General features: G+C 61.0%; 10 protein-coding genes and 2 pseudogenes. 8 read left to right on the top strand and 4 right to left on the bottom strand.

The genetic code is table 11. The features are described from left to right. The first annotated feature begins 15 nt into the window (after nt 1–15). The 3 genes from C8N42_RS16665 (at nt 16) to C8N42_RS16655 (ending at nt 2,636) form a co-directional block, all read left to right on the top strand. Nucleotides 16–1,221, top strand: coding sequence for an NAD(P)/FAD-dependent oxidoreductase (locus C8N42_RS16665; protein WP_037209922.1), 1,206 nt, complete (start codon nt 16–18; stop codon nt 1,219–1,221). Between the two features lie 76 nt (nt 1,222–1,297). Beyond that, complete coding sequence (locus C8N42_RS16660) at nt 1,298–1,960, top strand: OmpW/AlkL family protein (RefSeq protein WP_107817712.1); 663 nt, start codon at nt 1,298–1,300, stop codon at nt 1,958–1,960. A gap of 67 nt (nt 1,961–2,027) precedes the next feature. After that, nucleotides 2,028–2,636, top strand: a complete 609-nt coding sequence (locus C8N42_RS16655) for a glutathione S-transferase C-terminal domain-containing protein (protein ID WP_038068037.1) — start codon at nt 2,028–2,030, stop codon at nt 2,634–2,636. 45 nt (nt 2,637–2,681) lie between these two features. Here the strand turns inward: C8N42_RS16655 and C8N42_RS16650 are convergent. After that, a pseudogene (locus tag C8N42_RS16650) lies at nt 2,682–2,999 on the bottom strand (DDE-type integrase/transposase/recombinase); the annotation flags it as partial. 30 nt (nt 3,000–3,029) lie between these two features. Between C8N42_RS16650 and C8N42_RS21930 the strand changes: the two are divergent. The 3 genes from C8N42_RS21930 to C8N42_RS16635 are packed head-to-tail and all read left to right on the top strand — an operon-like array spanning nt 3,030 to nt 5,814. After that, nucleotides 3,030–3,200, top strand: a complete 171-nt coding sequence (locus C8N42_RS21930) for a hypothetical protein (protein WP_081856365.1) — start codon at nt 3,030–3,032, stop codon at nt 3,198–3,200. 15 nt (nt 3,201–3,215) lie between these two features. Further along, nucleotides 3,216–3,482: a VirB3 family type IV secretion system protein gene (locus tag C8N42_RS16640; RefSeq protein ID WP_038068035.1), complete on the top strand. Its 267-nt coding sequence runs from the start codon at nt 3,216–3,218 to the stop codon at nt 3,480–3,482. After that, nucleotides 3,472–5,814 (top strand): VirB4 family type IV secretion system protein, encoded by a 2,343-nt coding sequence (locus C8N42_RS16635; protein WP_107817711.1) that lies wholly within the window; start codon nt 3,472–3,474, stop codon nt 5,812–5,814. The genes C8N42_RS16640 and C8N42_RS16635 overlap by 11 nt, the downstream gene beginning before the upstream one ends. On the opposite strand, the gene C8N42_RS16630 is transcribed toward C8N42_RS16635, so the two are convergent. Continuing rightward, entirely contained in the window at nt 5,776–8,667 is a 2,892-nt protein-coding gene (locus C8N42_RS16630; protein ID WP_096873666.1) for a Tn3 family transposase, read from the bottom strand. The genes C8N42_RS16635 and C8N42_RS16630 overlap by 39 nt on opposite strands. A 120-nt stretch (nt 8,668–8,787) precedes the next feature. On the opposite strand from C8N42_RS16630, the gene C8N42_RS16625 reads away from it, so the two are divergent. Together C8N42_RS16625 and C8N42_RS16620 are read left to right on the top strand one after the other, a co-directional pair. Then, nucleotides 8,788–9,399, top strand: coding sequence for a recombinase family protein (locus tag C8N42_RS16625; RefSeq protein WP_038148987.1), 612 nt, complete (start codon nt 8,788–8,790; stop codon nt 9,397–9,399). A gap of 142 nt (nt 9,400–9,541) precedes the next feature. Next, entirely contained in the window at nt 9,542–10,567 is a 1,026-nt protein-coding gene (locus C8N42_RS16620; RefSeq protein ID WP_107817710.1) for a tyrosine-type recombinase/integrase, read from the top strand. Nucleotides 10,568–10,579: 12 nt separating this feature from the next. On the opposite strand, the gene repC is transcribed toward C8N42_RS16620, so the two are convergent. Both repC and C8N42_RS21770 read right to left on the bottom strand, forming a co-directional pair. Continuing rightward, nucleotides 10,580–11,860 (bottom strand): plasmid replication protein RepC, encoded by a 1,281-nt coding sequence (repC, locus tag C8N42_RS16615; RefSeq protein WP_107817709.1) that lies wholly within the window; start codon nt 11,858–11,860, stop codon nt 10,580–10,582. 234 nt (nt 11,861–12,094) lie between these two features. Beyond that, nucleotides 12,095–12,363 (bottom strand): annotated as a pseudogene (locus C8N42_RS21770) (hypothetical protein); the annotation flags it as partial.

Here is a 12,363-nt window from a genome sequence, read left to right as displayed (position 1 = left end):
CTGAGGAAGACCCCGATGGAACGTATCATCATCATAGGCGGCGGCTTGGCTGCAGTGACCGCGGCGAAAACGCTACGAACAGAAGGCTTCGAGGGCGCCGTCACGATCCTCTCGGAGGAACGGCACCTTCCTTATGACCGACCGCCGCTGTCGAAGGCGGTGCTTCAGGGTGCGGCGGACGCACAGAGCACTTGCTTGCTGAACGCCGAGGCCGCGCAAAATCTTGGCATAGACCTTCTGCTCAACCAACGCGTCGAAGCAATCGACCGCGACGCGCATGTGGTACGGCTCTCCTCGGGAGCAAGCCTGCCCTATGACCGCCTGCTGATCGCGACCGGTAGTCGCGCCCGCACGCTTGATGGCCCCTTCGAGGGCAAAGGCAATGTTTTCTATCTGCGTACGATTGCTGATGCCGAGCGTTTGCGCGCGCAAATGGTGCCTGGAAAGCGGCTTTTGTCGATTGGCGCGGGTTGGATCGGTCTTGAAGTCGCAGCAACAGCCCGAAAAAGCGGGATGGAAGCGGTGGTCGTCGAACTCGCCGACCGGCTTTGCGCCCGCAGTCTGCCACCGGATGTCGGCGTCGCTTTGGCTGCTGTCCACCGTAGCAATGGCACCGTGATCCACTTGAATACCTCGATCGTGACGGTAGGCGGAGAGGATCAGGTTGAAAGCGTGACGCTATCAAACGGGGAAATGCTGGCGGTCGACGTGGTCGTTATCGGGATCGGCGCGATAGCTAATGATGCCATTGCGAGGGAGGCTGGCCTTGAGACCGGCAATGGTGTCATCGTTGACGAATTTCTGCGTACGTCCGACCCGCTGATTTACGCGGCCGGGGATGTGGCGGCGATGCGTGTTGGCGATGGCCAGCCGACACGGATGGAATCCTGGGCCAATGCGCAGGACCAGGCCGCCGCCGCCGCACGAAACATGCTGGGGAAGAAGGAGCCCTATGCAATCAACACTTGGTTCTGGTCTGATCAATACGACCTCAACATCCAGATGATCGGGGATAACCAGCCAGAGGGGGGAACTATACTTGTGCGGAAGGGCGAAGGAAGGTCGTTCACCCGTTTCGCGGTCATCGGCGATGTGCTGGTCGGTGCCATCTGTTTCGGTGCGCCCCGCGACATGGCGATCGTTCGCCGTCTCATCTCGAAGGGCTACGCAGTGACTGACGACTCGCTGATCACAGCACCAGACCTTCGTAAGCTACTGTAAGCACAAAGAATACCCAACCAGGCGAAGACCTGGGCAACGCCATCAACAAGAAGTCCAACACATAGGGAGGAAACACATGTTTAAAACTTACTATACGGCAACACTCAGCGCTTGTCTGGCTCTAGCCCAAACTTGCGCTGCCCAAGCACAGGATGCAGACCAAAACGGCTGGTATCTCCGGGGGGGGCCCGTGGGGATATTCTTCAGCCCCGGTGCCGAACTGTCGGTCGGAGGTGAACCATTTCCGGGCGCCGATGTTTCGGTCGACGACAACTACTCGTTGAGCTTCGATGTCGGCTATCGCGTCAACGAGCAGATTTCCGCCACCTTCACATTCGGAATCCCACCTACCGCAGAGATTCGCGGCGAAGGAAGCCTTGCTGGGGCCTATCTCGGGGATGTGACTTACGCACCTGCGATTCTCGCACTCCAATACCGCATTCCGACCCGTAATCCGAAGTTCGAGCCCTATGTCGGCGCGGGCATCAACTATACCATCATTCTTGATTCGGAAGGGCAAGATGTGGCCGGCTTCGAGGCGGAAAACGCTTGGGGTGCCGTTCTACAGGTCGGTTTCGAAAGCATGATCAATGAGCGGATGGGTATGTACTTCGACGTCAAGAAAATCTGGCTCGATGCCGACGTCAAGGGCACATTGGGCGTCGGCGGGCCGTCAGCGACAGGTAGTGCGACGCTCGATCCTCTGCTTGTCGGAACCGGTCTGGTCTGGCGCTTCTGAGGCATATACTCCGTCTGCAGTTTCGGGGTACCTGTGCTGAAACACAAAGGAAGGAAACACTGTGAGAATGGAACTCTACTACATACCTGCGGCCTGTTCGTTGGCTGCTCACATCAGTTGTCTGGAGGCGGAGATACCCACGACTTGCCGAATGGTCGTGATGGACCCGGCGGGAAACAAGGTCGATGGTGAGGACTATAGCAAGATCAACCCACTGGGTCTGGTCCCCACCATCGTCGATGGCGAGACCAAGATCTCTGAGGCTGCCATTGTGCTGCAATACATTGCGGACAAGGCAGACGGAAAACTCGGCAAGGTGACGGGAGATGAGCGTTGGAAGCTTCTTGAAACCCTGAACTTCATCTCTACAGAGCTTCACAAGACAATGGCGCCGTTGTTCCGTCCTGATCTGCCGGTCGAAGCCCGTCCTTTCTTCGAAAAAATGGCTGCCAACCGTCTGACCGAAGCAGAGAAGCGCATTGGAAGTGCCGGCTATCTTGTCGGCGACAGCTTCACCGTCGCCGACGCCTATCTCTTCACGGTGCTCGGTTGGTGCAACTTCCTCAAGATGGACATGTCTCCTTGGCCGAAGCTCGTCGAATACGCGCAGCGGATCGGTGGACGACCGGCTGTCCTGCAAGCTCTGAAAGAGGAAGGGCTCTTGTCCCCCGCCTGACGTAGGCTTGGGGTCAGGGTCTATTGATTTCGCCCGTGCAGCGTGATTCAGCCTCCGCAAGGAGGCTGAATTATGACCAACATATTCTGACTGACGGACGCGCAAATTGTCGATGACCACCCGGTCTGGCACGCCGTTGGTGGCAATCGCACGATGCAAGAACCGGCGCGCTGCCGCTAAGTCCCGATGCTCTGACAGTAAGAAATCAAGGGTTTTTCCGTTGCGATCCACGGCCCGGTAAAGGTAACTCCACCGGCCTTTCACCTTGATGTAGGTCTCGTCCACTCGCCAGGACTTAGCGGTCTGCCGCTTGCGGGCTTGCGCCTGCGCCGCGATCAGCGGTGAGAACTTTACTAGGTATTGTCACGTTAACGGGCTTGAGGTTGCGGGTTCATGGATCTGTGCGTAAGCGGTGTCGATGCAGACATTGAAAATCAGCTACAAGCGCCCCGTCTTGGTCTGACGACTGCCGATTTGGACGTTATCGAACTAAACGAAGCCTTCGCCGCGCAAGGCATCGCCGGTCCCGCCATCGTCGCAAACCTGCGCTCGTCCTTTAGCTGAAGCAGGGCAGGAACCATGGAGAAAAGCGCGGTCATCCTCGGGCTCTCGCGGCAAGCCAAGTTTCTTGGCCTGCCGATGCCCTATGCCATGGCAGTGGGAGCGATGACCGTGCTGCCCTTCATTCTGTTCAAGCCAGTCTGGTGGTTCCTGACCGCCCCGATCTGGTACGGGCTTGCGCGCGTAGCCACCAAGCTGAACCCGAATGGGCATCATGTCTTCGCGGTCATGATGCAGGTGACGCCGATGGCCATCCTGCGGAAAGGTCGGCGTCATGTTTCTTGAACGGGAGGGTCTGCGGGGCAGGGCGCGGGCATTGATCCCGGTGGACCCGAAGATCTATGCGCACCTGCCCTATGTCATCGAGCTTGATGACGAGGTGGTGCGTACGCGAGACAACGGGCTGATGATCTCGCTGGAGGTGACCGGCATCGACGGGATCACATCCGGGTCTTCGGCCATCACCGCCCTGCGGGCCGGATTCGCCCACTTTCTCGACACGCTGGATGAGCGTTTCAGCTTCTATTTGCACCGGATGATGCGTTCGGCCAACGCCCAGCTGAAACCCATCCACGGCCAAAGCTTTGCCGCCGACATCGACCGAGCATGGGGCGCCGAGCTGCAGCGCCGCAATCTGCAGGAATCGGTGCTCATCCTGACAGTGGTCCGGCGCCAAGTTACGCCGCTGGTCGTGCCGTTCTTCGGCAAGGCGGCAGCAAAGGTCTGGGGCGAGGATACCGACCGCAGGTTGGAAGAGTTGCGCGAAGTGGTTTCGATCCTCGAGACCGGTCTTGGTGTGAAATCCCACCGCCTCAAGATCAGCGATGGCAGCCTGATTGGTTTTTGTGCCTCTCTTCTGACGGGCGAGTTGCGCGGCAAATCCCGCAGCCCCTTTGGGATCATCGCTGAAGATGCCAGCGATGCCGCCATCCATTTCGGCAAAGGCCAGTTCACGGTGGAGGAGGGGGCAGACACGCCGCGCGTCGGCGCCGTCCTCTATGTCAAATCCTACGCCACCTCGACTTGGCCCGGCATGCTTGATGCACTTGGGGCCAGCCGCGACACCATCATCACGCACAGCTACACGCCGATTGAGCGCGGCAGTATCACCGAGCGCGTGAAACGCCGCATGGCCCAAATGCGGGCCTCCGAAGACATTGCCGCGACGATTGAGGCGCAACTCTTCGAGGCTGCCGACAAGTCGGAAAACGGCGAGCTCGGGTTTGGCATCCACCAGATGACGATCACGGTCTTTGCTGGCGATCAGGCAGCACTCGATACCGAGGTCGCCCGCATCCGCGGCATCGCCCATCAGAACGGCATGCGCTTGGTCCGCGAGGTCACGGCACTCGAAGCTGCGTTCTTCGCCATGCACCCCGGCAATATGGATTACCGGGCACGGGACATGACGGTCTCGTCCTTGAACTTTGCCGACATGGCGGCACTGCATGCGGCTGATACCGGGACGGAAGCCGCACGCTTGCCGTGGCAAACGCCGCTGACGCTGTTCCAGACGCTGCAAGGCTCGCTGCACCGGTTCAGCTTCCATGAACCCGGCGATCCGATGGCGGAGCCGACAAACGGCCACACACTCGTCCTGGGCAAGTCCGGCGGCGGCAAGACCACGACTGTCGCCTTCCTCGCAGCCCAGGCCCAACGAGCAGGGGGCCGAACGATCATCTTTGACAAGGAAGCCGGCCTCAAAATGGCTGTGCGCGCCCTTGGCGGTCGCTATGCCGAAATCCGTGCCGGACGTCCGACCGGGCTGAACCCGCTCGCCACGGAGTCTGGAGAGCGAGGCGAAGCATGGTTTCTGGATTGGCTGGTCGCACTTCTCGAACAGCGCAGCGGGCCGATGACACCCTTGCAATCCGAAGCCCTCAAGTCAGCGATTTCCCAGAACGGCAAAGCCCGGCAAGGGTTGCGGAATTTCCGCGCGTTTCAGGAACTCTTCGGCGATGTCGGCGACGGCCTCGATCTGGCGCAGAGGATCAGCGAATGGGAACCCGAAGGGCGGTATGGCTGGGTCTTTGGCGAGGCAGACGAGCCGGTGGTGGATTTCACCAGCCACGATGTGACGGCCGTCGATCTCACAGAAATCCTCGATCTCGGCACCGAGCGCACCGCGATCCTCGGCTATCTCTTCCGCCGCACCGAGATGCTGATCGAAGAAAAGCGCCCGACGCTAATCCTGATCGACGAGACCTGGAAGGTTCTCGACGACGAATACTTCGCCAAGAAACTCGCGGAATGGTTGGTGACCGCGCGAAAGAAGAACGTCGTCGTGGTGATGATGACCCAGTTTCTAAGCCAGATCCGGGGCTCGAAAGCCCGATCGATTCTAGACGCGCTACCGAACCAGCTTCTGTTCCCGAACGGCGAAGCGGCCAGTGCCGATTACGACGGCTTCCGGCTGACCGACGGCGAGTTGGATTTTGTCCTCAGCCCAATCCCGGGCCAGCGCATGGTGCTGTCGCGCACACCGCGCAGTTCGACCGTACTGAATGTCGATCTCAAAGCTCTGGGGCCACTTTTGACAGCACTTGGGGTCTGCTGCCGGACGGTGCTAAATCCTACGCTAAGCTCTTTTCGGCCACCTGTACTCCCCTGTGAGTAAGATGTGCGCCCATCCGAGGGGCGAGATGTGAGCCAGAAGGCCGGGCGAACAGTCGAGACCGGCGCGGTGGCGGCTTGTGACTGCCTGCCCGAGATGTTTGGTGTTCCAGTAGATGATGATGGCGGCGAGCAGATTGAGGCCTGCCATGCGGAAGTGCTGCCCTTCGGCGGACCGGTCGCGGATTTCCCCTTGGCGGCCGATGCGTAGGGCGTTTTTCAGAGCGTGATGAGCCTCGCCTTTGTTCAGCCCGATCTGTGCGCGGCGCTGCATGTCGGCATCGAGCAGCCAGTCGATGATAAAGAGCGTGCGCTCGACACGTCCGATTTCGCGCAAGGCCAAGGCCAGCTCGTGCTGTCGGGGATAGGCAGCGAACTTCCGCAACAATTGGCTCGGGGGCATGACGCCCGCGACCATGGTGGCAGCGCTGCGCAGGATGTCGGGCCAGTTTGCCGTGACGAGGGGTTCCTTGATCTTGCCGCCGATCAGCCCCTTCAGCTCTTTGGGGCAGGCTGCCGGGTCGAAGAGATAGAGGCGCTTCAATGGCAGGTCCCTGATGCGGGGGATGAACTGGAAGCCCAAGAGGGCTGTTACCGCGAAGACATGGTCGGTGAAGCCGCCCGTGTCGGCATACTGCTCGCGGATATTCTGGCCCGCGCCCGTCATCAGCAAGCCATCCAGAATGTAGGGAGCTTCGTTCACCGTGGCCGGGATGGTCTGGGTGGCGAAGGGGCCGAACTGGTCGGACACATGGGTGTAGGCCTTCAGCCCGGGCTCTTGGCCGTATTTGGCGTTGATGAGGTTCATCGCCTCGCCTTGTCGTGTCGTCGGGAAGAATTGCCCATCACTCGATGCCGTTTGTCCGGCACCCCAGAACCGTGCCATCGGCAGCGCGGACTGCGCCTCGATCACCTTTGCCAGTGCGCGCGACATGGCCTCGCCTTCGACATGCCATCGCGACAGGCGGGAGAGCTGGAAGTAGTCATGGGTGTTGGTAGCCCCTGCCATCTTGCTGAGGCCGAGGTTCAGTCCCTCGGCAAGCAGCACGTTCAAGAGGCCGATCCTGTCCTTGCAAGGCACACCCGTATGCAGATGCGTGAAGGCTTCGGTGAACCCGACCTCGTCATCCACTTCCAGCAAGAGATCCGTGACCCTGATTTCCGGCAGGCGCTTGTAGAGGTCGAGGACCATGGCTTCGGCTTCTTCGGGAACAGCGGCGGTCAGGCGGTCGATCTTCAGCACACCATCTTCGATCGACCCGCCCGGAATGGCCCCGGCCTTTGCAGCCCGCGCCAAGCGACGCAGGGCGTCGGACATTCGTGCCTTGCGGTCGGCGAGCCAGATATCGGGCTCAAACGGCATGGCTAGCTTCGGCGTGGCGCGGGCAACCTCTGCCGGAACAAGCGCCTCCTTCAGGTCGCCAAACCGCCGTGAATGGGCGAGCCACACATCGCCCGAGCGGAAGGATTCCCGCAGATGGAACAGAACCGCGACTTCCCACAGACGGCCTGCATCGCCGCCATCCGCGTTCAGGTGCCGCAACCACTTCGACCCCCGGCGCAGAAACGTCAGCGGCAGGATCTCCGTCGTCTCCGTGCCCGCGATGATTGTGCTCGCCGCCAGCAGCGGTTCCGCCACGGGCGCGGCGCGAATGTCGAGCGTCCGCAGCATGCGCGGTGCGTAGCGGCGGAAGCGATGATACCCATGTCCGACATGCGCCAGAGGGTCGGCGGCCAGGGTGTCTGTCAACTGGGCCGCTGTCGCGACCAGCCCCTTGAGGGATAACCAGCCACCGGCATTGTCGACAGCCTCCTCGAGCGATGCGCGATCTTCATGGGCTTCCAGCAGCGCCGAACCGAGGGTGGCGAAGGACTGCAAGGTGTCCTTTAGCGCTGCCTTGGCATCTTCCGCACGAGCGTCACGTCGGGACTTCGCCTCGCGCCAGGTCTTGCCGACGATCCGGTCATGGGTCTCCACAATGGCGTCGGCAAGGGCGCTGCGCCATTCCAGTACGCAGACGGCAAGGATGGCGAGACGGCGATCACCGGAAATGTCTCGCAAATCGCCCGCGAAGTATCGCTCTCCCTGCCTGCGAAGTCGGGCAATCCGGTGCGGCGGCACCCCAGCCAGAACCGTCTCGGTCAGCCCAAGGCGTTGCAGGAATTCCAGCCGATCCAGAAGACGGTTCATGTCGGCCGAGTTCTGCCCGGCCTCGAATTGACGCAGCCAGACAAACCGCGTGACCGATCCGCCAGCGTCTTCCGTCAGCAAGGCATCGAGGCGGGTCCTCATGGCATCGTCCAGCCGCTCCGCGATCCGGGACTCGATCCGCCGCTCCGCAGCCACAAGCGCGTCCGCGCATAGGCGCTCGATGATCGTGACGCCAGGCAGTATGGTTCGGGTCGCCCGGCACTGCTCGACAAAGCGCCGTGCCAGATCGTCATTGGAACGGGCACCCTCGGCCGCATCCTGCAGCCAGCCCTTCAGGTCGCGCGCCCCTCTCCCAGAAAACATCCTGTAGCCATACTGCTCTCTGAGCGTCGCCAGATGTTCATGGCGGGTCTCTTCACGGGTCGCGTAACCGGCCAGATCATCAGGCTTCAGGCCAACCTGCGCGGCCAGAAAGCGCGTAACTGCCAAGGGAATGACTTCACCGGGTGTCAGCAGACGACCGGGATATCGCAAGGCGCACAGTTGCAGAGCAAAGCCGAAACGGTTGTGTGGACGGCGTCGGGCGCGGATGATTTCCAGGTCATCGTCCGACAGCGTGTAATGATGCAGCATCTCGGCCTCAACGGTCGGCAGATCGAACAATGCTGCGCGCTGCCGGTCGGTCAGAACTGTGCGATGTGCCATATATCTTTTTCTTTCCGCGAATAGTTTGTGATATTCTGTTTAAGATATGGGATAAGGAACAGGGTTGATGCCGAAAAGCACCGGCCGCACGAAAGCACCTCAAACGAACGTTTGTGAAACATGTTGATCGGCTACGCACGCATCTCCAAGGCTGACGGGTCGCAGTCTCTGGATCTCCAGCGCGACGCCCTGATCGCCGCAGGAGTGCCCGCGGAACGCATTTACGAAGATCAGGCATCCGGCGCACGCGATGATCGCCCAGGACTGGAGGCCTGCCTGCGGTCATTGCGGGAAGGGGATGTTCTCGTGGTCTGGAAGCTGGACAGGCTCGGGCGCACGCTGACCCACTTGGTCAACACCGTGCGCGACCTGTCGGATCGCGGCATCGGCTTGCGCGTGCTGACTGGTCAAGGCGCTGAAATCGACACCACCACCTCGGCCGGTCGCATGATCTTCGGCATCTTCGCGACCCTGGCGGAGTTCGAGCGCGACCTGATCCGGGAACGCACCATGGCAGGTCTCGCAGCCGCCCGGGCGCGCGGTCGAAAAGGCGGGCGAAAGTTCGCACTGACCAAGGCTCAGGTCCGCCTGGCCCAAGCGGCCATGTCAAACAGGGACACCTCAGTCGCCGCCCTCGCGGCCGAGCTGGGCGTCAAACCGGTGACCCTCTATCGCTACGTCGATGCCAACGGAAACCTCAGGGACCACGGAAGGCGCGTTTTATCGGCTTAGCGTAGGATTTAGCACCGTCCGGCAGCAGACCCCAGACTGGCGGTGGTTCGGACGCTTCCTGGCATTTTGGCATGCTCTCTCGTCGACCTGCGCGAACCCATGTCCGGCCGAAGGCCTTCAGCTCAACGAGAGAGGTTCTACTATGAGGGAGGATGACGATCGGATTACCCTGCCCGTGCATGTCGCCGGTTCCGGCACACTCGACCGCCTGGTCGACACCGCTCGGGACTACGCCAAAGCCTCGACGGCCGAGAACACGAACAAGGCCTATGCCGCCGACTGGAAGCACTTCGCGCGTTGGTGCAGGCTGAAGGGTGCGGAGCCCTTACCTCCGTCTTCAGAGATGATCGGCTTGTATCTGGCCGACCTGGCCGCGCCGACCAACGGGTCCCCTACCCTCTCGGTCAGCACCATCGAGCGTCGCCTCTCGGGTCTGGCATGGAACTATACGCAACGGGGGTTCACTCTCGATCGCAAGAACCGCCACATTGCTTCGGTCCTGGCGGGGATCAAGCGCAAGCACGCGCGCCCGCCGGTGCAGAAGGAAGCGATCCAGGCCGAGGACATCCTCGCGATGGTCGCCACCCTGCCATATGATCTGCGCGGACTCCGGGATCGGGCGATCCTGCTTCTGGGATACGCCGGAGGTCTGCGCCGCTCGGAAATCGTCAGCCTCGACGTGCACAAAGACGACACGCCGGAGTCCGGCGGCTGGATCGAGATCTTCGACAAGGGTGCCCTGCTCACCCTCAATGCCAAGACCGGCTGGCGCGAGGTCGAGATCGGCCGCGGCTCCAAGGAACAGACCTGCCCCGTGCATGCCCTCGAGCAATGGCTGCACTTCGCCAGGATCGATTTCGGGCCGGTCTTCGTCGGCACCTCGAGGGACGGCAACAAAGCACTCGAAAAGCGGCTCAACGACAAACACGTCTCGCGCCTGATCAAGCACACCGTCCTGGACGCCGGCATCCGGGCCGACCTGCCGGAGAAGGACCGTCTGGCGCTCTTCTCCGGTCACAGCTTGCGCGCCGGCCTCGCCAGTTCGGCAGAAGTCGACGAGCGCTATGTCCAGAAGCAGCTGGGGCACGCCTCGGCCGAGATGACCCGCCGCTACCAGCGCCGCCGCGACCGGTTCCGCGTGAACCTGACCAAGGCCGCCGGTCTCTGACCCGCTGCCCCATCACGCCGCCTGCCCGCTGAGCCTGCCATAGAAGCTGCGCTCGAGATGCAACTCCCCTGCCCCGGCCTTTTCGACCATGCCGCGCAGATAGCCGCCCGGCGAGGACACTTCGCCCGCGCAATGTTTCTCGAAAACGAGCGCCAATGCCGCCGTCGCCACCTGTTTGCCCAAACGGTCCTGCGCCACGTTCCAGGCATGCTCGGACACACCGATCATAGGCCTGAGTTGCCCAGCTACCCGGTGCAGATCGCCCCAATCCTTCAGGAACCCGCCCATATTGCGGGCCCAGGACGCGAATTCGGGACAAGCCTGCATGACAGTGGGCAGATCCAGCGCGGCGCGCTTCTTGCGCACCTCAGCCACCCATTCTTCCAGCTCCCTATCAACCTGATCTTCAGGCTGAGCATTGGGCACCACGACCGCGACTTCCTCATTTTCTGAGGAATTACGAGTTACAGGATTAAGTTGATTTGTAATTAGTATATGAGGGTCAGAAATGACCTCCCTGGGGTTCATTTCTTGAGTCTTCATAGCGACTTGTGCCTTGGTTTCCGGCGTGTTTTCCACAGGTTGGACGACCTCGGTTGCCTTGAGATAGGCAGCCTCCACACGCTCCTGGAGCTCCTTGAACCAGTTAAGCAGCCGTGCAAGCTGCTCGGACGCTTCATGGCGGCGCGGAAGCCGGTCCAGAAGCTCCTCGAAGAGCCCCGTGAACTGCGTCCAGGGCCCGCGCAGCGCGCTGCTGAAGGCCGCCTCGATCCGCGCGCGGATCATGCGGCGTGCCACGGTGATCTGGCGCTTCAGGCGTTGGCAGAGCTCACGTTCGGCCTGAAGCTCGGTGTGCTGCGCCTCGAACTCCTCGACACGGGCTGAAAGCGGCGACAGATCGAAGCCGTAGGCCTCTACGATGCGCCCCTCGGCGTCCCTGCGGCCCCAGCGCTTGCCGTTCGGGCTGTCCTGGAAGGAGATCACGCCAATCTCAGCCAGGCGCCGGGCATGGCGCTTAAGCGCGGAGAGCGAGAACCCCGTCTGCTCCATCAGATAGGCGTTCGACGCCCAGACGATCGGGCGCTGCCCCTCCTCCCAGTCCTGGGCCTGGGTGAAGGCTCCGAGCGTGTCGAGGAGCATCATGTCTCCGGGCTTGAGGCCAATGTATGCACCGACCCGCTTTACGGCCACGAAGGCCCGTGTTTTGGGTACAGCTACCTGTTCACCGGCTTGGGCAAGCTGCTCTGCAATGCCAAGACCCGGTGTCGGCTTGCGCCAACCTGTATGTTTCATGGATAGTTCTCGCCTCCTTTGCTTGATGGAGGGCAAAAGAATCCCGTTCGCTCAGGAGCGTTGCTGTTGACAGTGATTCGCCGGAGAACTATCGTGATAGCGACCAAACTAATCTTGATAAGCTCTCAGGCCCTCAGCTTGGGGGCTTTTCTTTTGCCGTTATCTCAAAGCATATCCGCTCCTGTTTCTTACCTCGTTTGGATCGAAGACCACCGTCTCCGCGGCTCCTGCCTCTTACTTCGATCCGTGTTTCTCCAAATACTCAGCGATGACATCACTCAAACCTCTGAGAATGTCCTCATCCAATGTTAGCCCCGTGGCAGCGACCGAGAGCTTCCCGCCCTGCCCTGTAACACTCAATTTCCGCGAACCGATCTTTCGCTGTACCGTGAGTTTCTTTGGGCTCTGTGAGCTGCTGCCGGTTTCGTGGACACCGAGATAAGGTGTTAATGAAACTGGAGAATCTACATGACAAGAAGGATGTTCAGCCGCGAGTTCAAACA

The sequence above is a fragment of the Celeribacter persicus genome (assembly GCF_003050785.1).
Classification (GTDB): Bacteria; Pseudomonadota; Alphaproteobacteria; order Rhodobacterales; family Rhodobacteraceae; genus Celeribacter; species Celeribacter persicus.
The sequence above is the reverse complement of the archived record's forward strand: the minus strand, read 5'-3'. Positions and strand labels throughout refer to the sequence as shown.